Source organism: Streptomyces sp. NPDC093109 (assembly GCF_040701725.1).
Classification (GTDB): Bacteria; Actinomycetota; Actinomycetes; order Streptomycetales; family Streptomycetaceae; genus Streptomyces.
In genome coordinates, this window is record NZ_JBFBEZ010000046.1 from 37381 (window position 1) to 61593 (window position 24213).

A 24213-nucleotide genomic window follows, 5' to 3' on the forward strand; every position below is an offset into this window, starting at 1 on the left:
TATTTTCAGACGGTGTGGAAGACTGGGTCACGATCGACTCCTATGCGGTGAATTGCAGGGTTTTTCGATCATGGTCAGGTGACGTAGCCGCGTCGCCTGACCACTTTCTTCTTACGCGACGACGACCACGCCGCCCGAGCGCTCCACGCCCGACTCCAGCGTCGGGGACGGGCGGGCATCGGTGATCAGCCCGTCGACCTCCTCCAGGCCGCACACGCGATGCGGGGCGACCCGGCCGAATTTGGTGGCGTCCGCCAGGATGTAGGAGCGGACGGTGTTGGCGAGGATCAGCCGCCGGGTGGCCACCTCGTCCAGATGGAAATCGGTCAGTCCCGCCGAGGCGTCCACCCCACCGGAGCCGAGGAACGCCACATCGGCGCGGAGATCCGCGAAGAACGCCATGGTCTGCGCGTTCGAGAGCACCAGATCGCCGGAGCGCAGCCGTCCGCCGCTCACCAGGACCTCCACATGGGGCCGGGTGGAGAGTTCGGCTGCGACCAGCAGGGAGCAGGTCGCGACGGTGCCCCGGTAGTCGGCGGGCAGCGCGCGGGCCACCTCCACCGCCGTCGTCCCCACGTCGATCACCACGGTCTGGCCGGGCCGCACCAGCGCCGCCGCGGCCACCCCGATGGCGACCTTCGCGCCCCGGTCCATCCCGGAGCGCTCGTCGAACGGAGCCTCCTCACCGAAGCCGCCCGGCGTGTTGGTCGCCCCGCCGTGCACCCGCACGAGCAGTCCGCGGCGCTCCAGGGTCACGAGGTCGCGGCGGACGGTTTCCTGGGAGACGTCGAGCATCCGGGAGAAGTCCTCGGTAGAGACGATCCGCTGCTCGCGCAGGGCCTCACAGATACGGCGATGCCGTTCAGCGGGGAGCATCGGCGCCCGGTTCTGTGGATTCTTGACCGTTCATGAGGAGGAGTGTGGATGCTTGTAAGTACCGCGTCAAGAGTCACAGGAGCCCCGTCAAACCTCGTAACCATGAATTAATAACGCACGCACGAAGGCGGGACCCCTGAGGGATCCCGCCACCACGCAAACACGGACGTTCCGGCTTCAGTCGAGCACGTCCTCCAGCTCCCGCAGCAGCGTGCGCTTCGCCCGCGCGCCGACCATCGACTTCACGGGCTCGCCCGCCCGGAACACCATCAGCGTGGGCATCGACAGGACGCCGTAGCGCGTCGTCGTCTCCGGATTGCTGTCCACGTCGAGCTGGACGATCCTGATCCGGTCGCGCTGCTCCTCCGCGACGGCGCTCAGTACGGGCGCGATCTGCCGGCACGGCGGGCACCAGTCGGCGGTGAACTCCACCAGGACGGGCAGCTCGCCCGCCCGCAGCACCTGGTCCTCGAAATCGGCGTCCGTCACGGAGTCGACGCCCTCGATCCTGATCATTCCGCTTTCCCTTCCCCTTCGGCTTCCACTTCCCGGTTCCTCTCCACAACGGCGGTCATCTCGCACAGTGGTTCCGCCGCCGTGTCGAGCGCATCCGCGCCCGGTGCCACCGCCCTGAACGCCTCCGCCTGCGCCAGCTGTCCGGCGACCTGGGTCCGTACCGAACGGAGCTGGCCGATCAGGCCGTCCAGCTCGGTCAGCTTGCGGCGGTAGACGGCGAGCGAGGCCGGACAGGAGTCCCCGGCCGGGTGCCCGGCGCGCAGGCACTCCACGAACGGCCGCGTCTCCTCCAGCTCGAACCCGAAGTCCTGAAGGGTCCTGATCTGCCGGAGCAGCCGCAGATCGCTCTCGTCGTACGTGCGGTAGCCGTTGACCGCACGGCGTGCGGGCAGCAGCCCCCGTGACTCGTAGTACCGCAGCGTGCGGGTGGTCGTCCCGGCACGCTGCGCCAGTTCGCCGATGCGCATGTCGTCGACGGTAGGCGTTGACGTCCGCGTCAAGGCAAGCCCCACCCATTGACGGGTGGCCGTGCTACCGCTACAAGACTGGTTGAGAGCGCTCTCAAAGACTCTTGAACAGTCTTCTGCACCATCCGTACCGCACCGGAGGTGTTCCCCCCGTGAGAACGACCCGTACCGAACGCCCACGCTCCACCCCCCACCGCACGCCCTTCCTCGCCGCCGCCCTCGCGCTGACCGTCGCCCTCGCCGGGCTCGTCGGGCTCGGCGGCGCCGGGACCGCGCAGGGGGCCGTACCGACCGTGCCCGGCTGGGACCTCCAGTGGAGCGACGACTTCGACGGCGCCAACCGCTCCCTCCCGTCCGCCGCCAACTGGCAGACGGACACCGGCCACAGCTACCCCGGCGGACCCGCCAACTGGGGGACGGGGGAGATCCAGAACTACACCGCGAGCCCCGACAACCTGAGCCTCGACGGCAACGGCAACCTCCGCATCACCGCGCTCAGGGACAGCGCGGGCGCCTGGACCTCCGGCCGGATCGAGTCCAAGCGCGCCGACTTCAAGGCCCCGGCGGGCGGCACCCTGCGGATCGAGAGCCGCATCCAGATGCCGAACGTCACCGGCGCCGCGGCGGCCGGCTACTGGCCGGCCTTCTGGGCCCTGGGCGCGCCGTACCGCGGCAACTACTGGAACTGGCCCGCGATAGGCGAGTTCGACATCATGGAGAACGTCAACGGCCTCAACTCCGTCTGGGGCGTGCTGCACTGCGGCGTCAACCCGGGCGGCCCCTGCAACGAGACCACCGGCATCGGCGCCAGCCGCGCCTGCCCCGGGTCGACCTGCCAGTCGGCGTTCCACACCTACCGGTTCGAGTGGGACCGCTCGGTCACCCCGAACGAGCTGCGCTGGTACGTGGACGACCAGCAGTACCACTCCGTCCGCCAGGACCAGATGGACGCCGCGACCTGGACGAGCATGACGGACCACGCCGGGTACTTCCTCCTGCTCAACCTGGCGATCGGCGGCGCCTTCCCCGACGCGCTCGGCGGCCCGACGCCGACCGCCGCGACCGTATCCGGCCACTCCATGCTGGTCGACTACGTCGGCGTGTGGACCCGCGGCGGCGGCACCACCACCCCGCCGCCGACCGGCTCGTCCACCCTCTACGCGCTGCCCGGCGCCGCGCTCGGCAACTCCTCGGGATCGGCCTCGTCCGTGACGCTCGCCTCGGCGGGCGGTGTCAACCACGACGGCACGCCGACCAACCCGCAGGTCTTCACCTCCAGCGGCATCACCCGTACGTACAACGGCGGCGCCACCCAGTTCGACCTCTTCGTCGACGCGGGCACGACCATCGGCAACGGGCAGCAGGTCAGGGTGAGTTACGACCGTACGAGCGACGGCGTCTGGGACCGGACGGAGACCTACCAGTACTTCGCCACGGACCCGGTCGCCGGCTACGAGCACTACACCCAGGCCCAGGGCCTCAAGTCGTCCACCGGATCCCACGGCAACCTCGTCAACGGCAAGGTCCGCATCGAGGTGTGGAACGCCATCGGCGGCGGCGCCAGCACACTGGGCACCGGCAACCAGTCGGTGGTGCGCATCCCGTTCGACTGACCGCGCGGGGCTGACCCGGGCCGGGCGGTTCCCGGCCCGGGTCAGCCCCCTGTCCCGTGTCCCCTGCCCCGGGCCGGGCGGTTCCCGGCCCGGGCAGTCCCCTGTCCCCTGTCCCGGGCAGTCCCCTGTCCCGGGCCGGGCAGCCCCTGTCCCGGGCCGGGCGCGTCACTCGCGCGACCGCATCGCCTCCAGGGGCCGCGCCGCCAGCACCCCGCGCGCCGGGATACGGATCGACAGCGCGGCCGTCAGCACCGCCGCCGCCACGATCGCCGCGTACACCCACGGCGGCCCGGCCGGCAGCGGTGTGCCGGTGAGGGACAGGGCCAGCACCACCAGCGGTACGGCGGCCACCAGGGTGCCGAGCGCCACCGCGATGCCCGACAGGAGCGCCGTCTCGACGGCCAGCATGCGGGCCACCTGGCGGCGGGTGCCGCCCACCAGCCGCAGCAGCGCGAGTTCGCGGGCGCGGCCGGTGGTGACGGTGACGAGGGTGGTGGCCACCGACAGCGCCACGTACGCCAGCAGCACCCCGAGCAGGAGCCGGTTCAGCCAGGCGTTCGCCTTCGTCTCGTGGTCCTGCGCGACGAGCAGCGACGCGCGGTCACCGACGGCCAGCCCCGGGTGGTCCCGCGCCAGCGCGCCCAGCCCGGCGGCGACGGCCGCGCGGTCCGCGCCGGGTGCCAGGGCGACGAGTACGACATCGGCGAGCCGGTCGGTGGTGTGCGGCAGCACCGTGGCGGCGGGCAGCAGCACATCGCCGAAGCCCAGGTTGGGGCGGTACACGGCGACGACGCGGGGCCTGGCGCGGGTCCCGTCGCCCAGGACGAGCGCGACGCGGTCCCCGACGCGCTTGCCGAGGTAGCGCGCCTCGGTCTCGCTGAGCGCGACAGTGTCGCCGCGTAGATCGCCCAGCCGCCCCGAGGCGACGGGGAGGTCGAGTGTTCCGGTGAGTCCGGTGGCGTCGATGCCGAAGGCCGTGGACCGTGAGAGCGGTTCGTCGAGGAGGGTCCGCCCGACGGCGACGACCTCCGTGCCGACCAGCGGGGTCGTCGCCGCGACACCGGGCACCTCGCGGGCGGCCCCGGCGACCGAGGGCGCGATGCCGCCGCCCGCCCCGGCGACCACGAAGTCGGCGACCGTCGCCGCGCGTCCCTGGTGACGTACCGCCTCGGCCAGGGTGGTCTGGCTGTAGAACTGGCTGGTCGCGAAGCCGATCGTCAGGACGAGCGGGATGACGGCCGACGCCAGCCGCCGCGCGCCGGCGCGGCTGTTGGCCGCCGCGAGGTACCCCGCCGCACCGCCCGGCAGCAGCGCGCCGCCGAGCCGGGTGAGCGCGGCCATCAGCCGGGGGCCGAGCATCGCGACGCCGATCAGGGCGAGCATCGAGGAGAGCCCGGCGGGCAGCACGGCGAGATTCGGCGGCAGGAACGGTACGGCCGCCACGCCGGTCAGCGCCAGGCTCACCATCACGTACCCGCCGGCGATCCGGCCGCGCCCCAGCTCGGCCGTCTCGACGGCGGACTCGCGCAGCGCCTCCACCGGCCGCACCCGCACCTGCCGCCTGGCCGCCGCCCACACCGCGAGCCGCGCGGCACCCAGGCACAGCAGCACCGCGACCGCGCCGGGCACCGGGCCGACGGAGAGCGCGAAGCCCTCCTCGATCACACCGATCCGTGCGAAGGCGTCGCGCAGCAGCCGCGCGGCGAGATAGCCGGGCCCGACACCGAGCAGCGCCGCCACGCCCGACACCAGCAGTGTCTCGGTGGCGAGCATCCGGTGCACCTGGCGCGGGGTGGCCGCCACGGCGCGCAACAGGGCTATCTCACGCCGCCTCTGATGGACCATCAGCGACAGGGTGCCCGCCACCACCAGGACGACGATCATCAGCACGAAGCCGGAGAACGAACCCGACACGACCGACAGCACGGTGCGCGACCGCTCCGCCCCGAGGAACTCGACCTCGCCGCGCGCGTCACCGGCCCGTACCACCGCCCGCTCGCCGTACCCCTGGTCCGCGAGGGCGCGTTCGATACGGGTGACGGCCGTGTCGGACGCGGTCAGCGACCGTACGAACCCGGCCATCCCGGCCGCGCCGCCGGTCTCCACGCCGGGATCGGTGAAGACGCCGATGGCCGCGAACTCGTGCGGGTGCCCGGAGAGTTCGCGGGCCCGCGCGTCGGTGAAGAACAGGGCGGCCTGACGCGGCAGCGCCCGGCCGTCCGGCGGGGTCGCCAGACCCACGACCCGGTACGGTACGGCGCCCTCGGCCGTCGCGATCCGTATCCGCGCCCCGACGTCCGCGCCCGCCCGCGCGGCGGTCCCCGCGTCGAGCACCACCTCGCCGGGCAGGCGCGGGGCCCGGCCCGAGCGCAGCGCGAACGGTGTGAGCCGCGCCGAACCCCAGCCGTGGCCCAGCGTCTGCCCGCCGCCGGGCGCGCCCACCACCCCGCCGTCCTCCGTCACGACCGTCGCCGGAAAGCTGACCTCGCCGACGGCGCTCCGGACGCCGGGGACGGCGGCGATCTTCCCGACCAGTCCGGCGGGGAGCATCGCCCGCTCGGGCAGCGGCTCGACGCTGTCCGGCCCGTCGGCCTCCGGCACGACGACCGACTGCCGGGCGCCGACCACGACCGGGACGGCCGCGTACCGCTGCGGCGCGATCCCGGCGAAGAGGCCCGACTCCAGCAGCACCCCGCAGGCGGTCACCAGGATGGCGCCGCCGAGCACCGCGAGGAACGACGCGATGAACTCGGCGCGGCGGGCGCGGATCGACTGCGCGGCGAAGGACAGGGCGCTCATCGCTCCCCCGGCCCGGTCATCCGCGTGGCCGACCCGGTCATCCGCGTGGCCAGCCCAGTCATCCGCGCGGCCACGGACTCCGCGGTCGGGGCGTCGAGCCGGCCGACGATCCGGCCGTCGGCGAGGAACATCACGGAGTGGGCGTAGGACGCGGCGACCGGGTCGTGGGTGACCATCACGACCGTCTGGCCGAGCGAGTGGACCAGCCCGCGCAGCAGCCCCAGCACCTGGGCGCCCGTCCCGGTGTCGAGCGCGCCGGTCGGCTCGTCAGCGAAGACCACATCGGGCCTGGTCACCAGGGCGCGGGCGATCGCCACCCGCTGCTGCTGGCCGCCGGACAGCTCGCCGGGGCGCCGCCCCAGCAGTCCGTCGATCCCGACCTTGCCCGCGATCCCGGCCAGCCACTCCGGGTCGACGGGCCGCCGAGCGAAGCGCAGCGGCAGGGTGATGTTGTCGAGGACGCTGAGCGCGGGGATCAGGTTGTACGCCTGGAAGACGAAGCCGATCCGCTCGCGTCGCAGCTCGGTCAGGGCCGTCTCCGACATCCCACTCAGATCGGTGTCCCCGAGCAGCACCCGGCCGGAGGCGGGCCGGTCGAGACCGGCCGCGAGGTGCAGGAAGGTGCTCTTGCCGGACCCTGAGGGGCCCATCACGGCGGTGAACGCGCCGCGCGGGATACCGGCGCTCACCCCGTGCAGGGCGGTGACGGCGGCGGCGCCCGTTCCGTAGACCGCGGTGGCGTCCTCCAGCCGGACGGCGAAGCCGGACGCGCCGGCGTCGGTCACCGTCCGCTCCGCTGCCCGCTCCACTGCCGGTACCGGCCCTGCCGCCATGATCCGCTCCTTCGCCACCGCACCGCTGGGTTCTATGGAGCGAAGGTAGGCCGGAGGCGTTGGCCCGAACCATCCCGTACATGCCATGATCGAGGGTGGAGTCCGCTCTACCATCGGGCTCCGCCACGGCCAGGGAGCGGACCGAGTGACAGACCACGGATCGGCCCGGCCGCGACGCCGGCTGCGCTTCCGACTACGCCTCCGACTGCGCCTACGAACACCCGAGTTGAGGTTTCTCGCGGTCGGCGTGTGCACCGGTCTGACCGCGTGGTTCCTGCTGATCGGGCTGATGATGAGCATCGCGCCGATCGTCACCCTGCCACTGCTGCCGCGCACGGCACGGGGCGCCAGCCGACTGGCTGCGTACGAACGCCGCCGTACCGGCCGTTACCTGGATACGACGATCCCGGGCCCGCGAGGCCAACCGGCCGCAGGCGACGACGACATCGGGACCGTACTGACAAGTCCTGACACACGACGGGACGTGAGCTGGCTGACGCTCCATGCCACGCTCGGCCTGCTCACCGGGCTGGTGCCGGTGGCGTCGCTCACCGGTGCCGTACAGAACCTGGTGGTCGCCGCCCTCTGGCCGTACCTCCCCTCGGCCGCCACGACGCTCGACCAGCCGGTGGGGTCGTGGGGCGGCGCGGGCCTCGCGCTGGCGACCGCCGCCGGATACGCCCTGGCCGGCGTGGTCCTGACACCCCCGCTGGCCCGGTGGTACGCGCGGACCTCGGCGGCGCGGCTGGCCCCGCCGAAGCCGACCCTCGTCGAGCGCCTCGCCGAGGTCACCGCCACCAGGGCCGCCGCGCTCGAAGCGCACGGCACCGAGCTGCGCCGGATCGAGCGCAGCCTCCACGACGGCACGCAGAACCGTATCGTCGCGGTCGTCATGCACCTGGGCATGGTGGAGCGCGCGCTGCGCCGCGACCCCGAATCGGCGCTGCCGATGATCCTCACCGCGCAGGACGCGGCCACCGACGCGCTCAGCGAACTGCGCGAGGTGGTACGGCAGATCTACCCGCCCGTGCTCACCGACCGGGGCCTGCGCGGCGCGGTGGCGGCGCTGGCGGCGCACAGCGCGATCCCGTGCACCCTGACGGCGGACGAGGAACTGCCCCGCGCGCCCGCCGCCGTGGAGGCGGCGGCCTACTTCGTGGTGGCCGAGGCGCTCACCAACGCCGTCAAGCACAGCGGGGCCGCGCGGATCACCGTGTCCCTGCACACCGACGCCGACCGCCTCACCGTCGAGATCACCGACGACGGCCACGGCGGCGCGGACGCGGCACGGGGCTCCGGCGTGGTCGGGATCCAGCGCCGCGTCGCCGCTTTCGACGGCACGACCCGGCTCGACAGCCCACCCGGCGGACCCACGGTCCTGCGGGCCGACATCCCCCTAGGAGTATGAGCCGTGCGCATCGTCATCGCCGAGGACGACGCCCTGCTGCGAGCGGGCCTGACCCATCTCCTGCGCGCCGAGGGCATGGAGGTCACCTCCGCCGTCGACAACCCCGTCGACCTGCTCGCCGCCATCGAGGCCGACCGCCCGGACGTCGCGGTGGTGGACGTCCGGATGCCCCCCACCTACCGCGACGAGGGCCTGCGCGCCGCCGTCGAGGCGCGAAGGCGCCGGCCGGGTCTCGCGGTCCTCGTCCTCTCGGCACACGTCGAGGACAGCTACGCCACCGAACTGCTGGCCGACGGCGCGGGCGGGGTGGGCTACCTGCTCAAGGAACGCGTCGGCAAGGTCACCGACTTCCTCGACGCCCTGGACCGGGTGGCCGACGGCGGCACCGCGATGGACCCGGAGGTCGTCGCCCAACTACTGCTCCGCCGAAGGACCGACGACCCACTGCTCAGCCTGACACCCCGGGAGCGCGAGGTGCTCGGCCTGATGGCGGAGGGCCACTCCAACGCGACGATCGCCGGCCTGCTCACCGTGAGCAGCGGCGCGGTGCACAAACACATCGGCAACATCTTCAGCAAACTGAGCCTGCCCACAACGGACGCGGGCCACCGCCGGGTACTGGCGGTGCTGGCGTATCTGAAGGCGTGAGCTCGGTGTGAGATACGGTGCCGGCGCCCGTCGGCGTCAGCCGAAGAGGCCGAAGAGATCAATGAGGCTGATGAGGCCCGCCAGCCAGATCCCCACCATGAGGCACGTTGCCAGCAAGCACCCGGCGTTCTCCATGAACCGCAGGAGCGGGCCCTCCGCCGCTTGCCCGCCCTCGCCGTGCCTTTCGTGCCAGATACGCGGCACGGCGCCCCACTCGACGGGGCGTCCGACTGCGTCCGAACACGCGGCCCGGACCGTCGCCAGCCGCTCGGCGGCGACGGCGGATCCGGCGAGCGACTCGGGCCCGGCCCAGGCGAGAGCCCGCATACGGAGCACGGGGTCCCGGTAGCGGGCCTCGAAGGCGGCGGTCTCGGTCTCGTCCCGGTCCTCTTCGAGGTACGCCCACCGGCCGGCTTCGGCCGCGTCCCCGTACCGCCGGTAGACCTCGGCCAGCCTGCGGCGCGGCGCCAGTTCGGCGGGAAAGGAGACGACGAGCCCGCGCAGCCGCTGGCGCGCCACGGGGATCCGTCCGGCGGCCAGATCCGCGTCGGCCCGTGCCAGGGTCCGTGTCAGTGTCATGCGCCCATGGTCGTGGACGGAACCGGAGCGGACCTAGGGGTTTTCGCCGCCGGGCGCCGGGGCCCCCGCCGACGGATCCCGCCGCAGGCCCCACTCGGCGAGGGCCCGTCGCAGGCCGGCCGGGTCGGGGTGGTCGACGGCCCAGGCGATGTAGCCGTCGGGGCGGATCAGCAGCGTGCGGCGGGAGTTACGGGCGGACTCGGCGTACAGCACCGGCCCGTCGGCCCCCGTGGACGCCAGGACCGACGCCCGTACGGTGGTGTTCCCGGCGGGCCCCACCAGGACGAACCGCCCGGCGCGCAGCGCCTCGTAGAGCCGGCCGGGGGACGCGGCGGGCCCCCGCCCCGGGCGCAGCACCAGATCGGGGGCGCGCCGGCCGGTCAGCGGGTGTGTGCCGCGCGGCGCCGGGTACGCGATGCCGATGCCGGAGACCGTGGTCACCGCGCGGTCGGTCAGCGGGTGGACGTGGGCGACCAGCCGGGCCCCGGCCGTCAGCGGCCCCCGCAGCGGACCCCACCGCGTCAGGGCGAGCCGGATGATGGCCCCGCTGGCGCGGAGCGCCGCCGCGCCGACGGGGTGGCGCTCGCTCTCGTACGTGTCGAGCAGCGCGTCGCCGAGGACCCTGCCGCCGGCGCGCCCGCCGAGCACGGCCGAGAGCTTCCAGCTCAGGTTGGCGCCGTCCTGGAGGCCGGTGTTCATGCCCAGGCCGCCCGCCGGGGAGTGGACGTGCGCGGCGTCCCCGGCGAGGAAGACGCGCCCCACCCGGTAGTGCGGCGCCTGCCGTTCGTCGCTGTGGAAGCGCGAGATCCAGCGCGGACTGTGCATGCCGTAGTCGGACCCGAGCGCCCGCCGGGCGTTCTCCCGTACCTCGTCGAGGCCGGCGGGCGCACTGTCGGGCAACTGGCGGTCGCGGCTCCAGCTCATGACGCGGTACCAGCCGTCGCCGAACGTGGCGATCAGCGCGAACGTACCGCCGTCGGCACCGGCGTCGGCGAGGATCGGCGCGGGCGGCGCCTCGGCCAGCCGGACGTCGGCCAGCACCATGGAGCGGATCACGGCGGAACCGGGGAACGGCAGCCCGAGGGAGCGCCGTACGACGCTGGACGCCCCGTCGGCACCGACGACGTAGGAGGCGAGGAGCGTACGGCTACGGAGCCCGGGCCCGGCGCCCGCGCCCGCCCCGGCCTCGCCGCCCGCGTCGGCGTCCGCCACGCCGTCCGCCACGACGTCGACCTCCACCCCGTCGGCGTCCTGCCGGAGCCCGGTCACCTCCGTCCCGTACAGAAAGCCCACCCCCGCCTCCCGCGCCCGCCGTTCGAGGAGCCGCTCCACCTCGTACTGCCCGACGACCAGGATGAACGGGAACCGGCTGCGCAGCCGCGACAGATCGAGCGCCCCGCCTCCCGGCAGCCGCGCCTTCCGTACGGGATTCCCGCACGCCACCAGCTCGTCGGCCAGCCCGCGCGCGTCCAGCAGCTCCAGCGTCCGCGCGTGGACGACCAGAGCCCGCGTCAGATTGCCCACGCGCTCCGCGCGGCGCTCGACCAGCGTCACGGAGTGCCCGGCCGCCGCGAGATCCCCCGCGAGCAGCAACCCGCTGGGCCCGGCACCCACGACGATCACATCGGCCACGACAGCCACCTCCCGCACACGCGTCTCCGGTACGGGATCGCCCCCGCCCACGCCACCCTAGGGCCTCCCGGCGACCGCACCCCCGACCCGAACGCGGAGCGATAGCATGCGGGGATGACCGGTCAGGAGAGTCACCGTCCCCGCCGTCGGTCCGCCCGAGTCGTCCTGCTCGACGCGGCGGACCGTGTCCTGCTCCTCAAGTTCCTCGTCGCCGCGGACGCCCCCGAGCGGGGCCACGGCTGGTGCACCCCGGGCGGCGGCGTCGAGGACGGCGAGACCCTGGCCGGGGCGGCGGCGCGCGAGCTGCGCGAGGAGACGGGGCTGTCCGTCGCGCCCGGCGCCCTCGGCCCGGTGATCGCGGAGACCTCCGGATACGCGGACCTCGGCTGGGCCGCGGGGATCTTCCAGGACAGCTTCTTCCACTACCGGGTCACCACCCACGACGTCGACATCAGCGGACAGCTCGCGGACGAACGCGCACTCCACGCGGGGCACCACTGGTGGTCCCTGGACGAACTCGCCGCAGGCAGGAGCAGCGAGGGCCGGGGCGACGAGGGCCGGGGCAACGAGGACCGGGGCGGCGAGCCCGTCTACCCCTTCGGCCTGGCCGATTTGGTGGCCACGCTGATCGCCGGCCGCGTTCCCGTCACGCCCGTACGGCTTCCCTGGCACCACTGACCGCCGCCCCGTCCTGGGCATCGTCCTGAGCCTCGCCCTGAGGGACACTGGCCGGGTGATCGTCGAACGCGCGTATGCCCATCTCTCCCCACAGAACCCGCACGCCGAGGACGCCGCCTGGCCCTGGTCGGTGCCGTGCGTCCGGCAGTTACTCGAAGAGGGGCTGCGCTTCACCGCGCCCGTGACCTTCCTGGTCGGTGAGAACGGCTCGGGGAAGTCGACCCTGGTCGAGGCGCTGGCCGAGGGCTTCGGACTGGATTCGTACGGCGGCTCCCACGACTGGCGCTACGCCTCGCCGCGCGACAAGTCCGCGCTCGGCGAGCTGATGAAGTTCGACGCGACCCCGCGCGGGCGCCGTATGGTCACCAACTGGTCGGCGCGCAAAGGCTTCTTCCTGCGGGCGGAGACCGCGATGGACGCCCTGGACCGGGAGGGCTTCTCGCCGGACTCGGTCAGCCACGGCGAGGGCTTCCTCGCCGCGTTCCGGGGAAAGTTCCAGCACCCCGGGCTCTACGTCCTCGACGAGCCGGAGGCGGCACTCTCCTTCTCCTCCTGCCTCGAACTGATCGGCCACATCGACCGGTTGGCCAAGGACGGCAGCCAGGTCATCTGCGCCACACACTCCCCACTGCTGACCGCTCTCCCGGACGCGGACATCATCGAGGTCGGCGAACACGGCATGCGAAGGGCGGCCTGGCGGGAGCTGGGCGTCGTGGACCACTGGCGCCGCTATCTCGCCGACCCGCAGGCGTATCTGCGGCACATCGTCGAACCGTAGCCCGCGCCGCCCCCGGAGAGGCAGCGCGGGCGCCGGGATCAGGCGATCACTCCCTGCGACGTCCGGGCAGCCCCGGTTCGGATGCCGTCGACGCAGGGGGTCGCGTCCCATCATCTGTATGACTCGGATCGCCCGTGCGGCATTGCGCGACAGCTCAGGACATCTGCTGGCGGAGCGCTGCGTGAACCGGCGCTTTTCCTGATGTACGCATCCAGGTGTGCCCGGTACTGTTGGGAACACGGTCAGTGATGTTGTGGATACTGGAGGCAGTCGTGGCCCGCGCATGGGAAGCTGATCCGTCTGCGTTATTCGTCAAGCGCCTCGGTAAGTCGGCGGCGGAGCTGGGCAACTCCAAGGACGACGACGAGTGCCCGGACATCTGGCAGCTGAGCAACGGTGACGTTGCCGTGATCGGCCGCGATCTCACCGCGCACTACCGGTCGCGCCTGCCGGGCGAGGTGAACCTGAGGCCGGACGAGCGGTTGGTCGTCATCCCGGGCAACATGCTGAGCGCGGCGAAGGCGGACATTCCCGATGCTTGATCTCCTCGCTCCTGGGCTCCCGGACGAACTGGGTGAGCGGCTCACAAGCAAGGACTACAAGCGGGACTTCCGGGAGCGGCGCGCGGCGATCCGCGATGGGGAGTCCTGGAAGCTGGAGCGCTTGCAGCACTTCGAGGAGACGAACGACGACAGCCGGGAGGCGCTGCGTCAGGGGGACTGGCCGGCAGTGTTGCGGCTGTTCGAGGCCGACCGTGACGCCTTGGTCCGAAAGGCCAGGGATGAAGTGTCGCGAGGGGCGGTCTTTCATCGTATTCGTGTGGTTGAGGAGCCGCTGACGCCGTATGTGCAGTGGGAGCTGCACTGGCTGCGACTGAGCGCGGAGTGCGGGCATTCCGTTCGTGTCCTGCCCGCTTCCGCGGTCGCAGCGGCGGAGGGCGGTGTGCCGTTGCCGGAGTTGACGCTGCTGGACGATCGGGTTCTCTACCGTGTGCTGTACACCGCTGCCGGTCAGCCGGACGGGGCGATTCGCTTCACCGATACCGGCACCGTGAGGAACTGGGCGGAGTATCTGCGGGAGATGTACGCGGCTGCGGAGGACGTCCAGGCGTACTTCGGCCGTGCCGTGGCCGATCTCCCGCCGCCGCCCGCGGCCTGACGGCAGGACGCATCGACCGACGTGCCTACAGAGGGCAACAGGCGACCCGGAGACTCGCAGAACGACCTCTCCGGGTCATCTCGCGATGTCGTACAAGCCGGGAGCGTCACGGGTGACATCCACTTCCACCATGTCGCCGCCCCGGGGCCATCGGGGCCCGTCCCCCGCCAGCTCCCGGCCGACGTGAACACCTTCGTCAAACGCGGTGCTTTGGGCAAGCCGGCTGGCCGGGTTCCCGACCGGGCAGCCGACAACCTGTCGCTCCGGAACGCCGTCGCGGGTAAGCGGACTTGGGAAGAATTCCTGGCGGAGCAGCTGGGTGAGTAGTAGGGTGCATGACGTTCGTGTGTGATCAGACGGAGAAAGCAGGGAGGTGAGGTTGATGACCGCGCGGAAGGCCGCTGCCATGCGCACTGCCCGGATCTCCCTCACGCCCCGGGCCGCGGCCTGACCTTCGTCCGTGGTCGCCCGCGGCCCCTCGCTCCTCACCGGAGCGTGCGGCCCGCAGGGCAACCACCCCTCTCACACCTCACACGAACAACCACGAAACGGATCTCACGCCACGATGAGCATCAACATCAACTGGACCACCCGCGCCGAGACCGGCGCCGACATCCCCGCCATCCACGACATCGTCCTGGCGGCGTTCGAAACCTCCAACGAGGCCGACCTGGTCGACGCGCTGCGCGCCGACCCCTCGTGGATCGACGGGCTGTCCATCGTCACCGTCGCCGCTGACGCGAACGACAGGCCCGTCGGCCACGCGCTGCTGACCCGCTGCCACATCGGCGACACCCCGGCCCTCTGCCTGGCCCCCGTCGCCGTCCTGCCCGAGTACCAGGGGACCGGCGCCGGTTCGGCGGCCATCCGTACCGCGCTGCGGGCCGCCGCGGACATGGGCGAGCGTTTCGTCACCGTCCTCGGTCACCCGGCGTACTACCCGCGGTTCGGCTTCACCCGCGCGTCCGCCCACGGCATCGGGCTCACCATCGACGTCCCGGACGAGGCCATGATGGCCCTCACCCTCGACGCCACCCACCCGCTGCCCAGCGGCACCGTCCGCTACGCGGCGCCGTTCGGTATCTAGTGCCCCTCCCACACTAGCCGCAGTGCCCAACTGGGCGTGCCGGGGCCATCACAGCGCCCCGGCACACCCGGTCGGGTCGTACGACGCGGGGCCTACGGGTGCGTTCCGCCGGCGAGCGCGAGCGCGTCGATGCCGCCGACGAAGGCGGCCCACGCGGGCGCGGCGAAGACGAAGGCGGGGCCTTGGGGGTGCTTGGAGTCGCGGACGGCGATGGCGCCGCCCGCGAGGCGGGCGCCCTCGACGCACGCGTTGCCCTGGTCGTTGCTGTGGCTGGACTTGAACCAGTCCGCGTCAATCACTTCGCGTTCAGCCCTCCTTCGCCGAGAGCGTCCACGAAAGCCGCCCAAGAGGCCCCGGCCAGAACAAGGGCGGGGCCGGCAGGGACCTTGGAATCGCGGACGGCCATGGCTCCATCAGCGAGGAGACCGCCTTCAACACAGTCGCCAACGTGATCGTTGCAATAGCTGGACTTGAACCAGTCGATGCTGGTCAGTCCGGGAGTCTTCGTCATCGGAATCAGAGCTCCTTCATTACTCTCTCGATCAGCTTGAGGGACTCCTGCGGGCCTGGAGACACAGCCTGCAGTTCGTTGAACACGTCCTCATACAGCTCGACGTCTGCCTCGCGGCGCATCACCCAGTGATCTGCCAGATGCTCCAGATGGACTATGGGCTTGAGGGCTGCCCGATCCCGGAACTGAAAGGTGGTGAAAGAGCCGTTCATCCCTCGGTGGACGCCTGCCGCGAAGGGAACGATCTGCACCTTTACGTTGGACGCGGAAGCGGCCTCAATAATGCGCGCGAGCTGCGCCCTCATGACCGCCGCGCCTCCCACCCGGCGGTGGAGCACGGCTTCGCTGATGACTGCTACATACTTCAACGGTTGTTCACGGCGCAAGGCCTCCTGCCGCGTCATCCGCAACTCGACGATGCGGTCAATCTCCTCATCAGGACGATCGCCCTTGGCGTGCTGATGGATCACACGCACGTACTCCTCCGTCTGCAGCAAGCCCGGCACATACTCGGACTGATACGTGTGCACCGTCGATGCCGATGACTCCAGGCCGAGAATCGCCCTGGTACCGGCACTGATGATGGGGCGGAACGTTGTCGACTGCCACCATTCCTGCTTTGTCTTGGTGATCGCCGCGTACTCCTTCAGCTGCTCGGCCGTGTTCTCGTCCACCCCGTAGACCTGGCAGAGCGCCATGATGTCGGACGGCTCAACCGTCGCGTTGTCTCCCGTCTCCAGCCTGGTCAGCTTGGACGGGCTCCAAAGGAGCTTCCTCACCACCTGAGTTGAAGTGAGCCCGGCGCTCATCCGGATCTGGCGCAGCTCGCTGCCGAGCTGCAGCCGACACAGCGTAGGTGTGGCCGCCTGAGTGTCCGTCATCATCTGCTGCCCTCTCTAAGCACTGATCAGCGGAACGTTCTGCGTCGCAGCGGGAGCTTCCGCCGCATGGCGAACGACCCGCGAACGGGCGGGGATTCGCGACGGAACTTGCTAGCGCACTTCCATCAGAACACTTCCGAGGCCATCGCCCTGGTGCGAGGCTATACCCGCAACTCACGCAGCGCAGTCACAACAGCGCTTTGCGTGAGCACGGAGATCGACCGGTAAGGACCGCGATGCCACTCTCGACGCACACCACAACACCCGCCCCACCCGCCCCCGTCGGGATACGGGACATCGCCCTGCGCCTCACCATGTCCTTCGCCCCGCACGCCCGCCGCGTCGAGCAGACCCGTCGCGCGGCCGGGGCGCTGCTGCGGCAGGGGGACATGGGGGACGAGGCCGTCGAGACCGTACAGCTGCTGATCAGCGAGATCGTCACGAACGCCGTGGTGCACGGGGGCGGCGACCGTGTCCGGTTCTCACTGTCGTACGACCAACTCGACACCGTACGGATCGAGGTGGACGACCGGTCGCCCGCGCGCGTGGCCGTCCGGCGGGCCGGGGTGGACGAGGAGAGCGGGCGGGGGATGTTCCTGGTGGACACGCTCGCGCGGAGCTGGGGGCGTCGGGGGACGCGTACGTGGTGCACGGTCGCGGTGAACGCGGCGCGGGAGGTGCCGACCGCGTGACCGCCAACCGCCGCGTACCCGGCTCGCATTGGGCCCGCCGCCCGCTCCGCTTCGCCACGGACGCGGGGACGCTGCGCCGTCTCCTCGCCGCGCTGAGCCGCCGGCCGCCCGCCGATGCGGGTTCGCGGCCGGGCCCCAGCATCCCCAGCCCCATCCCCATCCCCAGCCCGAGCCCGCCGAGTGCGACAACCGACTCGAACGCCACAGTCGACGCCCACCCCATCGACTTCGCGACCCTCTCGCACACCGTCACGGCCGCGCTCGCGCTCCGGATCGACCTGCCCGAGCGCGCGTGGGTCGACATCACCACGTTCAAGCTGCGTGGCCATCTGGAACGTCTGCTCAGCGGCCACGACGAGTCCGTCACCCCCGAGAGCCACGCCCTCCACCGCGACGCGCATCGGCTACTCACCCTCTGCCGGGACTGGGACGGCCAGGACACCGCGCCGCCGCCCCTCCACGCGTACGAGCTGATGCGCGCGCTGGCCGTCACCACGCGCGACATCGCGGCGCTGGTGCAGCGCGGGGTGCTTCAGCGCGGGGCGGTGCTTCCCGCGCACCCGAGGACACAGGAGCCGCCCCGTTGACCCCGTTCAAGGCCCAGGCCCTCTACGTCCTGGCGATCACCTCGGTCGGCGGCTCCCTGGTCCTGGCCCTGTGGCGCCGCCACTGAGGGCTGAGCGTCGCTCTCCCCACCGGTTGCGGGCAATGCGCTCGCACACCGCCCCCGTATCGCAATCCCGCGCAATTCCCGCGCCGGACATCGCCATCCACCGCAACCTGATGGCTGACGGCTGACGACTCACCAAGTACGCCGCGTTCACCGCGTTCACCGCGTTCACCGCGTTCACCGCGTTCACCGCGTTCACCAACAAGGAGTCAGGACATGGCCCGCAGGCTGAAGCTGCTCGGCACGACCTCCGAGGACGGCAAGTGCCCCACGCTGTACGAGGACCTCGACACCGGCGACATCATCGTCCAGGGCTACACCCTCGTCGACGCCGATGACGTCGCTCAGCTCGACAACGTCCTCGACGGCGAGTCGTTCGTCGTCGTCCCCCGTGACCTGCTCACCCGCTTCGCCCCCAAGGAGTAGTCCACGTGCCGCAGTTCATTGATGACGCCACTTTCGGTGACTACTTCACCGGCTTCGAACACACCGCCTGGCGACTGGAGACACGGCGCGGCTACGCCTCCGACCGCGCCGGCGAGAAGTACGCGTGCTTTGTCGCCGGGGAACCCCTGCCCGACAACAGCGACCGTCCCTGGGCTGCCAACATCCGCGTCCAGACGAGCCTGGGCAAGCGCGTCGAGCGGGTCCGTCTCGTTGACCGGCCGCCCACGCAGGGGCAGTTGTTCCTGCTGGCCGCGGCGGCGGGCAACAACGCCGCGGGCGAGGACATCCGGAACATGTGGCGCCCTCGGGCCGAGGCCCTCGCACTGCCGGCGGATGACTTCTGGCTCTTCGACTCGCGCCGCGCGCTTCTGCTCCACTTCGACGACGAAGACGAATATCTCGGCTCCGAGCTGATCGAGGATCCGGCGCGCATCGTGCGGTACTGCCGGTTCAGGGACGCTGCCTGGCACTACGCGACCCGGCGTGAAGAGTTCCTGGCCGAGGTAGCTTCGCTTGCGTGAGCACCGATTTTCAGCAGGCTCGTGAGGCACTCGGTGCGCGGCTGCGGGAGCTGCGTACCGAGGCGGGGCTGAACGGCAAGGAGATGGCCCACCGGCTGGCCTGGCAGCGTTCCAAGGTCAGCCGGTTGGAGACCGGGAAACAGACCGCTACCGAGGCCGACGTCGAGGCGTGGGCGCGCGCGGTGGCCCCCGGTACGGCCGGTGAGCTGCGAAGTCGGCTGCGCGGGCTGGAGACGACGTACCGCAGCTGGAAGCGGCGGCTCGCGGCGGGGCATCGCGCGGTTCAGGAGGCCAACGTCCTCCAGGAATCGCAAGCCGAGACGATTCATCTCTTCGAGTCCGCCATCGTCCCCGGCATCTTCCAGACTCCCGAGTACGCCCGGAGCGTCCTCACCGACGTGTCGGACCGGCTCGGCACTCCGAGAGATATCGAGGACGGCGTACGGGCCCGTATGAAACGCCAGGAGGCCCTGTACCAACCCGGTCGCGCTTTCCACGCGATCGTCTGGGAAGCGGCCCTGCACGTCGCACGGTGCGACCCGGCGGGCATGGCCGCGCAGTTGGACCGGCTGGTCGGCCTGATCGGCCTGAAGACGGTCTCGCTGGGCGTGATCCCGTTCGGCGCCCGTACACCGTTCTCCCCGAAACACGGGTTCTGGATCATCGACGAGCGGCTGGTGGTCGCCGACACCTGGAACGCGGAGCTGTGGCTCGACTCCCCGGAGGATGTCGCGTTCTACCTGAAGCTCTGGCACCTGCTCCAGGGGTCGGCCGTCTACGGCCACCAGGCGCACCGCCTTGTCGTGCGGGCACGCGCACAGGTGGCTCTGCCGTGAGCGACCGCCCGTGAGCAACCGCCCGTGAGCAACCGCCTGTGAGCGACCGCCCGTGAGCAAACCGCGCCAACTCGCCCGCCCCTCGGCGCAATCCGACGCAATCGCCAAGCGGCTGCCCGACGGTACTCCCTAACGTCGTGGTGACAGCGGAGCGCACCTGCGATCCGCCTCCACGACAGGGAGACCGACATGGGTGGACAGCACAGCGGCGGCACCGGCGACGGCCAGGGCGGGAGCCAGCAGGACGACTCCAACAGCGGCGCCAAGCACGGTGGGGGCGGGTCGGACGAAGGCGGGAACAGCAGTGACGGTTCCGGCCCGGCGACCGGCAAGTAGCGGCGGGACACAGAGGCCGGGGCAGAGGCAGAGGCAGAGGCAGAGGCAGCGATGACATCACGCACAGAAGAGGCGAGCCCCCGGGACCCCCAGGGGCTCGCCTCCGCGCTCGTGGACGCGGGCGCGCTGACGGCCGACTGGTTGCCCGCGTTCGGGGCGGTGCCCCGGGAGCTGTTCGTACCGGACAGGATCTGGCCGGGTGTCGCGGACGGGACGCGGCAGACCGCGCTCGTCGACCGCGCCGACGACCCCGCAGCCTGGCGCGCCGCCGTGTACTCCGACGTTCCCCTGACGACGCAGTGGGACGACGGGCGGCACCGGGGCGACGGGCTCGGGACCACGCCCACCAGCTCCAGTTCCATGCCGCGCATGGTGTTCTCCATGCTCGCGGACCTCGACGTCGCCCACGTAAGGCCCGGCGGCCGGGCCCTGGAGATCGGCACGGGAACCGGCTGGAACGCCGCGCTGCTCGCCCACCGTCTGGGCGGCGGGAACGTCGTCAGTGTCGAGTACGACGCGCAGGTCGCCCGTACGGCGGTCGCGCACCTGCGCCGGGCCGGGCTCGCGGCGACCGTCGTGGTCGGGGACGGCCGGCTCGGTCACGGCGCCGGGGGCCCGTACAGCCGGACCATCGCGACCTGCTCGGTCGGGGACGTGCCGTACGACTGGGTCCGGCAGACGGAGGACGGCGGGATCATCGTCGCGCCCTGGGGAACGGGATACGGCGGCGAGGCGATCGTCCGGCTGATCGTCGAGGGCGGGGTGGCCGCCGGGTCCTTCACGCGCTCGTCCGCCTTCATGCGGCTGCGTCAACAGCGCGCGCCCCGGCCGCCGTTCGCCGCGTACCTGCGGGGGCGGACCTGGCCCGCCGACGGCGTACGGAGCACCACCGCGCTCTCGCCCGCCGAGACGGGCGGCTGGCTCGCCCAGTTCGTCATCGGGCTCCGGGTGCCGGGGGTGTTCTGGCGGGCCGAGCGGTACGGGGAGCGGTACGGGGAGCGGTACGGGGAGCGGTACGGGGAGCGGTACGGGGAGCGGTACGGGGAGCGGTACGGGGACGAAAGAGGCAGCCCGGGTGGCGCGGGCGGCGCGTACACGCTCTGGCTGTACAGCGCCGACACCGCCTCATGGGCCACCGCCGATTTCGTCCCGGGCGCGGACGGGTTCGTGGTCGTCCAGTCGGGGCCGCGTGAGCTGTGGACGGAGGTCGAGGCGGCGTTCCGGTGGTGGGAGCGGGAAGGGCGGCCGGGATACGAGCGGTTCGGGCTGATGGTCGACGCGGACGGGCAACGGACGTGGCTGGACCGGCCGGGCGCGGCGTCCTGGCCGGTGTGACGAGCGGCGTGCCCTTCGGACGGCTTCCGGGAGGAAGCGCGACAGCGAAACGGTCCGGAACGCCTCGGCCGACGCGCCGGAAAGGCTTCTACCTGCGTCGGCGGGACTCGTGATGACGCCTGTGAGAAGAACCGTGCGAGGAGGATGCCCCCCGGCTCCGCTCGTCGCGACGGCGGGCCGCGTCCGTGGCCGCTTGCGCTCGCAACAAGTTGTAACGGAATTCGTAACTATCGGTGTGCCCGCTCTGCACCTGACGCTCGTAGTAGGCATTGAAATCGCCTTCATTGCGGAACAGGTTGGCGGCCGTCGCCGCTCTGCCTGCGGCTGTCACGATCTCCCGGTGCCTCATGCCGTTGTCATACTCGATGCGTTCCACCTCCATCGCAAAGAACTCGTGGGGTTGCCACCCCGCCTGGGTGGCCCGACCGTCAAGTTGACCGCTGAGCACCTCTGCCTCCAGGGCAGCCAGGCGAGGCGCTGACGCGGCGTTGAGGATTTCGAAAATGGCGGTCCCGCTGAGGTGCTCGGCACTCGCCAGGCGCGAACTCAGTACGATCCTACGACTTCCCGCCCGGAATTCGCCGGGGGTTCCTCCCTGCGTGCGGCCGAGCCGCACAGTAATGGAGCCGGCAGACGAAAGCTCCTGGGCGAAATGAGGTTCCGCCTGGGCGATGAAATCGAAGATCTGCCCCATTAACTGGCCATTGCTACTGGTGGAGAAGTTCACCCCGCCCACGGATCCGTTGAACGAGCGATCGGCAGGGCGCGACGGAGACCTGTGGTCCGAGCCATAGGCCAAATCCTCTTCGCTGCGCCGTCCCCTTCTTCCGGAAGAGCCTCCGGAAGCGCCTCCCGAAGTGCCTCCCGAAGTGCCCGCAGAATAGCCACCGGAATAGCCACCGGAATAGCCACCGGAATAGTCCACCGAATACCCATAGGCAAGATTCGGGTCGTAATACTGATCCTGCCCGGAGCGCTGCACCGTGAGGGCCTGCGTCGTCGCGGCATTGCCGACCAGACGCTGGAGCGCCAGGACGCCCGCAAGGTGCGCCGGCATCATCGACTCCTGCGAGCGTGAGCGGGCGACACCGGGGCGATCGGCCGGTCCCCGTCTCGTAGCGCCCGACCGCTCAGCACGTCCGGATGTCTCACGCATAGGGCGCCCCCTGGCATCGATCATGGCTCGAAGTGGGTGTCCGAGAATGACTCGGACACCAGAAGGACGCTTCCGAACCAGGACAAGACACGCTGCCGAAGCTTCTGTTCGCCTATGTCGCCGCGAAGGAAACACACCCCGGATGGACGGTAACACACCAGTGTGCAGGCCTAGTTGGGCATCCGAGCACCGCTTCCGAGTGCACCCGGACCTGCTCCCCGGACCATCGCCCATCAGGCCGCCGGGCGGCCATCGGGCCGCCCTTCCGGGACGGCGGGAAACGTCTGCGGAAACCTCTGGTTGCTCCGCGCCGTCCCCACAGTCGCGCCGTCCCCACAGCGGCTCCATCCCCACGGCGGCTCCGGGCCGGACAGATCAGCAGCGGTGATTTACGATCTCTTTGGGTAAGCACCACGCACCACCTGAGCGCGGCTGACCGAAGTCACATGTATCGATTTCCGTCCCCCTTCGAGAGACCGCTCCCCCAGCGTCGTCTCCGAGCGTGATTTTGGCCATCAATCCCTTCTTCCCGGCCCGTCACAGCCGTAGGATCGTGCACCGCTCGGCGTATTGCACCGCGTATTGCACCGCAGGGACTCACAGGAGACGTCAGCCATGCGAAACGTCAGGACACCGGCCTTGCTCATGGGTGGTGCTCTGTTCCTCTTTCTGCCGTTCCCGGCCGCCCACGCCACCCCGCCCCGCTCTCACTCCCCGTCGCCGTCCACCGACTCCACTGACCGTTACTGGACCGCCTCCCGTATGCGGGCCGCCCAGCCCGTCCGGGCCGGTGGTACGGAGCGGGCCGGGGACGACGGCGAAGGGGGCGAGGGGGCCGGGTCACCCAGTCGGCCGTCCGAGGGGCTGCCGATCGTGGGGACGTTCTTCTGGAGCGACGCGAAGGGGTCGGGGCACTTCTGCGGCGGGACCGTGGTCAACAGTCCGGGGAAGAATCTCGTCATGAGCGCGGCCCACTGTTTCGACGGAACTTCCGCCCGGCCGAACCTCGCCTTCGTTCCGCAGTACGACGACGGGAAGAAGCCTTACGGCTCCTTCGCGGTCAAGCCCGGCGGCGTTTTCCTCGACAAGCGGTATCTGACCAAAGGCCGCGACGCCGCCGCCACGCTGGATTTCAATTTCGTGCAGCTGGAGCCGCGCGACGGAAAGAACGTCCAAGACGTCGTCGGCGGCGCGGACTTGATGACCGACGCCGGTTACGCGCACAGTCCCGTACGTCTCGTCGGCTATCCGGCCAACCAGTCGCATCCGCTCGACTGCACCGACAGAACGGAACGGTTCGACAGCCCTACGCCCGGCATTCCGGGGTCCTTCCTCCGGATCGAGTGCGATGCCTACTCGGGCGGGTCCTCCGGCGGTCCCTTCCTCGTCAAGCGGGTGTCCGGGTGGGGGATCATCGGGGTGATAGGCGGCTGGAAGACCGGCGGTGACACGGACGACGTGTCGTACAGCCCCTACTTCGGCCGGGACGTGAAGGCGCTGTACGACCGGGCGACGAGTGGCGAGGACTCGGTGTTCAACAGTGGCGAGGTCCTGGCCACGGCGGGGACATGGCGGCACGCCGAAGCGCTGGCCATGGAGATTCTCCGCCGGGAGTGAGGGCGGAGGAGGGCACAAGGGCGGGGACGGCCCCGCCCCCCCCCCATCTACCCCGACGTAGCGAACTCCCCGCTGATAGCCATCAAGAACGACACGAGACCCCCCACACCCGCCGCCAAGTCACCCCCCCGGGCCCCGA

At 71.2% G+C, this 24213-nt stretch carries 27 protein-coding genes; 16 read left to right on the forward strand and 11 right to left on the reverse strand.

Going from position 1 to position 24213, the window contains the following annotated elements; genetic code table 11:
• Positions 1 to 111: 111 nt before the first annotated feature.
• The 3 genes from AB0389_RS31685 to AB0389_RS31695 all read right to left on the reverse strand — a co-directional run bounded on the left by AB0389_RS31685 (position 112) and on the right by AB0389_RS31695 (position 1859).
• Entirely contained in the window at positions 112 to 876 is a 765-nt protein-coding gene (locus tag AB0389_RS31685; protein WP_366398967.1) for a DeoR/GlpR family DNA-binding transcription regulator, read from the reverse strand.
• Positions 877 to 1053: 177 nt separating this feature from the next.
• Entirely contained in the window at positions 1054 to 1392 is a 339-nt protein-coding gene (gene trxA / locus AB0389_RS31690; RefSeq protein ID WP_366398968.1) for a thioredoxin, read from the reverse strand.
• On the reverse strand, positions 1389 to 1859 hold the full coding sequence (locus AB0389_RS31695; RefSeq protein ID WP_366398969.1) for a MerR family transcriptional regulator: 471 nt from the start codon (positions 1857 to 1859) through the stop codon (positions 1389 to 1391). The genes trxA and AB0389_RS31695 overlap by 4 nt, the downstream gene beginning before the upstream one ends.
• Positions 1860 to 2083: 224 nt before the next feature.
• On the opposite strand from AB0389_RS31695, the gene AB0389_RS31700 reads away from it, so the two are divergent.
• Positions 2084 to 3472 carry a glycoside hydrolase family 16 protein gene (locus tag AB0389_RS31700; RefSeq protein WP_366398998.1) on the forward strand — a complete coding sequence of 463 codons (1389 nt, stop codon included), beginning with the start codon at positions 2084 to 2086 and terminating at the stop codon, positions 3470 to 3472.
• Between the two features lie 165 nt (positions 3473 to 3637).
• Here AB0389_RS31700 and AB0389_RS31705 read toward each other — a convergent pair whose 3' ends face one another.
• Both AB0389_RS31705 and AB0389_RS31710 read right to left on the reverse strand, forming a co-directional pair.
• On the reverse strand, positions 3638 to 6271 hold the full coding sequence (locus AB0389_RS31705; protein ID WP_366398970.1) for an ABC transporter permease: 2634 nt from the start codon (positions 6269 to 6271) through the stop codon (positions 3638 to 3640).
• Positions 6268 to 7104, reverse strand: a complete 837-nt coding sequence (locus AB0389_RS31710; protein WP_366398971.1) for an ABC transporter ATP-binding protein — start codon at positions 7102 to 7104, stop codon at positions 6268 to 6270. Before AB0389_RS31710 ends, AB0389_RS31705 begins: the two co-directional genes overlap by 4 nt.
• A 145-nt stretch (positions 7105 to 7249) precedes the next feature.
• Here AB0389_RS31710 and AB0389_RS31715 point away from each other — a divergent pair, with 145 nt between their 5' ends.
• Together AB0389_RS31715 and AB0389_RS31720 are read left to right on the forward strand one after the other, a co-directional pair.
• Complete coding sequence (locus tag AB0389_RS31715; RefSeq protein WP_366398972.1) at positions 7250 to 8512, forward strand: sensor domain-containing protein; 1263 nt, start codon at positions 7250 to 7252, stop codon at positions 8510 to 8512.
• Between the two features lie 3 nt (positions 8513 to 8515).
• Positions 8516 to 9160, forward strand: coding sequence for a response regulator transcription factor (locus AB0389_RS31720; RefSeq protein ID WP_366398973.1), 645 nt, complete (start codon positions 8516 to 8518; stop codon positions 9158 to 9160).
• 36 nt (positions 9161 to 9196) lie between these two features.
• On the opposite strand, the gene AB0389_RS31725 is transcribed toward AB0389_RS31720, so the two are convergent.
• Both AB0389_RS31725 and AB0389_RS31730 read right to left on the reverse strand, forming a co-directional pair.
• The gene (locus AB0389_RS31725; RefSeq protein ID WP_366398974.1) at positions 9197 to 9739 is read right to left on the reverse strand and encodes a DUF6584 family protein; all 543 of its coding nucleotides are present in this window, start codon (positions 9737 to 9739) and stop codon (positions 9197 to 9199) included.
• Positions 9740 to 9772: 33 nt separating this feature from the next.
• Entirely contained in the window at positions 9773 to 11371 is a 1599-nt protein-coding gene (locus tag AB0389_RS31730) for an FAD-dependent monooxygenase (RefSeq protein WP_366398975.1), read from the reverse strand.
• A 114-nt stretch (positions 11372 to 11485) separates the two neighbouring features.
• Between AB0389_RS31730 and AB0389_RS31735 the strand changes: the two genes are divergently transcribed.
• From AB0389_RS31735 to AB0389_RS31755, 5 genes are all read left to right on the forward strand, one after another.
• Entirely contained in the window at positions 11486 to 12049 is a 564-nt protein-coding gene (locus tag AB0389_RS31735; RefSeq protein ID WP_366398976.1) for an NUDIX domain-containing protein, read from the forward strand.
• A 55-nt stretch (positions 12050 to 12104) separates the two neighbouring features.
• Complete coding sequence (locus tag AB0389_RS31740) at positions 12105 to 12827, forward strand: AAA family ATPase (protein WP_366398977.1); 723 nt, start codon at positions 12105 to 12107, stop codon at positions 12825 to 12827.
• Positions 12828 to 13099: 272 nt separating this feature from the next.
• Positions 13100 to 13369, forward strand: a complete 270-nt coding sequence (locus AB0389_RS31745; protein WP_366398978.1) for a hypothetical protein — start codon at positions 13100 to 13102, stop codon at positions 13367 to 13369.
• Positions 13362 to 13985, forward strand: a complete 624-nt coding sequence (locus AB0389_RS31750; RefSeq protein WP_366398979.1) for a DUF6879 family protein — start codon at positions 13362 to 13364, stop codon at positions 13983 to 13985. Before AB0389_RS31745 ends, AB0389_RS31750 begins: the two co-directional genes overlap by 8 nt.
• A 565-nt stretch (positions 13986 to 14550) precedes the next feature.
• On the forward strand, positions 14551 to 15072 hold the full coding sequence (locus AB0389_RS31755) for an N-acetyltransferase (RefSeq protein WP_366398980.1): 522 nt from the start codon (positions 14551 to 14553) through the stop codon (positions 15070 to 15072).
• A 92-nt stretch (positions 15073 to 15164) separates the two neighbouring features.
• Here the strand turns inward: AB0389_RS31755 and AB0389_RS31760 are convergent, their stop codons facing one another.
• Genes AB0389_RS31760 through AB0389_RS31770 form a run of 3 tightly spaced genes read right to left on the reverse strand, consistent with a single transcriptional unit; the run spans position 15165 to position 16467 of the window.
• Entirely contained in the window at positions 15165 to 15371 is a 207-nt protein-coding gene (locus AB0389_RS31760) for a DUF397 domain-containing protein (RefSeq protein WP_366398981.1), read from the reverse strand.
• Positions 15368 to 15583: a DUF397 domain-containing protein gene (locus tag AB0389_RS31765; RefSeq protein WP_366398982.1), complete on the reverse strand. Its 216-nt coding sequence runs from the start codon at positions 15581 to 15583 to the stop codon at positions 15368 to 15370. Before AB0389_RS31765 ends, AB0389_RS31760 begins: the two co-directional genes overlap by 4 nt.
• Positions 15584 to 15588: 5 nt before the next feature.
• The gene (locus tag AB0389_RS31770; RefSeq protein WP_366398983.1) at positions 15589 to 16467 is read right to left on the reverse strand and encodes a helix-turn-helix transcriptional regulator; all 879 of its coding nucleotides are present in this window, start codon (positions 16465 to 16467) and stop codon (positions 15589 to 15591) included.
• Positions 16468 to 16700: 233 nt separating this feature from the next.
• Here AB0389_RS31770 and AB0389_RS31775 point away from each other — a divergent pair, with 233 nt between their 5' ends.
• The 7 genes from AB0389_RS31775 to AB0389_RS31805 all read left to right on the forward strand — a co-directional run bounded on the left by AB0389_RS31775 (position 16701) and on the right by AB0389_RS31805 (position 21301).
• Positions 16701 to 17156: an ATP-binding protein gene (locus AB0389_RS31775; protein WP_366398984.1), complete on the forward strand. Its 456-nt coding sequence runs from the start codon at positions 16701 to 16703 to the stop codon at positions 17154 to 17156.
• Entirely contained in the window at positions 17153 to 17743 is a 591-nt protein-coding gene (locus tag AB0389_RS31780) for a hypothetical protein (RefSeq protein WP_366398985.1), read from the forward strand. The genes AB0389_RS31775 and AB0389_RS31780 overlap by 4 nt, the downstream gene beginning before the upstream one ends.
• A gap of 299 nt (positions 17744 to 18042) precedes the next feature.
• Positions 18043 to 18252, forward strand: a complete 210-nt coding sequence (locus tag AB0389_RS31785; RefSeq protein ID WP_366398986.1) for a hypothetical protein — start codon at positions 18043 to 18045, stop codon at positions 18250 to 18252.
• A gap of 5 nt (positions 18253 to 18257) precedes the next feature.
• The gene (locus AB0389_RS31790) at positions 18258 to 18794 is read left to right on the forward strand and encodes a DUF6879 family protein (protein ID WP_366398987.1); all 537 of its coding nucleotides are present in this window, start codon (positions 18258 to 18260) and stop codon (positions 18792 to 18794) included.
• Complete coding sequence (locus tag AB0389_RS31795; protein ID WP_366398988.1) at positions 18791 to 19630, forward strand: helix-turn-helix transcriptional regulator; 840 nt, start codon at positions 18791 to 18793, stop codon at positions 19628 to 19630. Before AB0389_RS31790 ends, AB0389_RS31795 begins: the two co-directional genes overlap by 4 nt.
• Positions 19631 to 19819: 189 nt before the next feature.
• Entirely contained in the window at positions 19820 to 19966 is a 147-nt protein-coding gene (locus AB0389_RS31800) for a hypothetical protein (protein WP_366398989.1), read from the forward strand.
• A gap of 51 nt (positions 19967 to 20017) precedes the next feature.
• Positions 20018 to 21301, forward strand: coding sequence for a protein-L-isoaspartate(D-aspartate) O-methyltransferase (locus AB0389_RS31805; protein WP_366398990.1), 1284 nt, complete (start codon positions 20018 to 20020; stop codon positions 21299 to 21301).
• An 88-nt stretch (positions 21302 to 21389) separates the two neighbouring features.
• Here the strand turns inward: AB0389_RS31805 and AB0389_RS31810 are convergent, their stop codons facing one another.
• Positions 21390 to 22358, reverse strand: coding sequence for a hypothetical protein (locus AB0389_RS31810; RefSeq protein ID WP_366398991.1), 969 nt, complete (start codon positions 22356 to 22358; stop codon positions 21390 to 21392).
• A 714-nt stretch (positions 22359 to 23072) separates the two neighbouring features.
• On the opposite strand from AB0389_RS31810, the gene AB0389_RS31815 reads away from it, so the two are divergent.
• Entirely contained in the window at positions 23073 to 24074 is a 1002-nt protein-coding gene (locus AB0389_RS31815) for a trypsin-like serine protease (RefSeq protein WP_366398992.1), read from the forward strand.
• Positions 24075 to 24213 lie beyond the last annotated feature (139 nt).

What these genes read in the sequence shown, in the direction of transcription:
- AB0389_RS31705 (WP_366398970.1), bottom strand. Translation starts at nt 6,271, where the DNA reads ATGAGCGCCCTGTCCTTCGCCGCGCAGTCGATCCGCGCCCGCCGCGCC.
- AB0389_RS31805 (WP_366398990.1), top strand. Translation starts at nt 20,018, where the DNA reads ATGACATCACGCACAGAAGAGGCGAGCCCCCGGGACCCCCAGGGGCTC.
- AB0389_RS31755 (WP_366398980.1), top strand. Translation starts at nt 14,551, where the DNA reads ATGAGCATCAACATCAACTGGACCACCCGCGCCGAGACCGGCGCCGAC.
- AB0389_RS31815 (WP_366398992.1), top strand. Translation starts at nt 23,073, where the DNA reads ATGCGAAACGTCAGGACACCGGCCTTGCTCATGGGTGGTGCTCTGTTC.
- AB0389_RS31810 (WP_366398991.1), bottom strand. Translation starts at nt 22,358, where the DNA reads ATGCCGGCGCACCTTGCGGGCGTCCTGGCGCTCCAGCGTCTGGTCGGC.
- AB0389_RS31710 (WP_366398971.1), bottom strand. Translation starts at nt 7,104, where the DNA reads ATGGCGGCAGGGCCGGTACCGGCAGTGGAGCGGGCAGCGGAGCGGACG.
- AB0389_RS31750 (WP_366398979.1), top strand. Translation starts at nt 13,362, where the DNA reads ATGCTTGATCTCCTCGCTCCTGGGCTCCCGGACGAACTGGGTGAGCGG.
- AB0389_RS31725 (WP_366398974.1), bottom strand. Translation starts at nt 9,739, where the DNA reads ATGACACTGACACGGACCCTGGCACGGGCCGACGCGGATCTGGCCGCC.
- AB0389_RS31735 (WP_366398976.1), top strand. Translation starts at nt 11,486, where the DNA reads ATGACCGGTCAGGAGAGTCACCGTCCCCGCCGTCGGTCCGCCCGAGTC.
- AB0389_RS31785 (WP_366398986.1), top strand. Translation starts at nt 18,043, where the DNA reads ATGGCCCGCAGGCTGAAGCTGCTCGGCACGACCTCCGAGGACGGCAAG.
- AB0389_RS31685 (WP_366398967.1), bottom strand. Translation starts at nt 876, where the DNA reads ATGCTCCCCGCTGAACGGCATCGCCGTATCTGTGAGGCCCTGCGCGAG.
- AB0389_RS31770 (WP_366398983.1), bottom strand. Translation starts at nt 16,467, where the DNA reads ATGATGACGGACACTCAGGCGGCCACACCTACGCTGTGTCGGCTGCAG.
- AB0389_RS31800 (WP_366398989.1), top strand. Translation starts at nt 19,820, where the DNA reads ATGGGTGGACAGCACAGCGGCGGCACCGGCGACGGCCAGGGCGGGAGC.
- AB0389_RS31765 (WP_366398982.1), bottom strand. Translation starts at nt 15,583, where the DNA reads ATGACGAAGACTCCCGGACTGACCAGCATCGACTGGTTCAAGTCCAGC.
- AB0389_RS31775 (WP_366398984.1), top strand. Translation starts at nt 16,701, where the DNA reads ATGCCACTCTCGACGCACACCACAACACCCGCCCCACCCGCCCCCGTC.
- AB0389_RS31695 (WP_366398969.1), bottom strand. Translation starts at nt 1,859, where the DNA reads ATGCGCATCGGCGAACTGGCGCAGCGTGCCGGGACGACCACCCGCACG.
- trxA (WP_366398968.1), bottom strand. Translation starts at nt 1,392, where the DNA reads ATGATCAGGATCGAGGGCGTCGACTCCGTGACGGACGCCGATTTCGAG.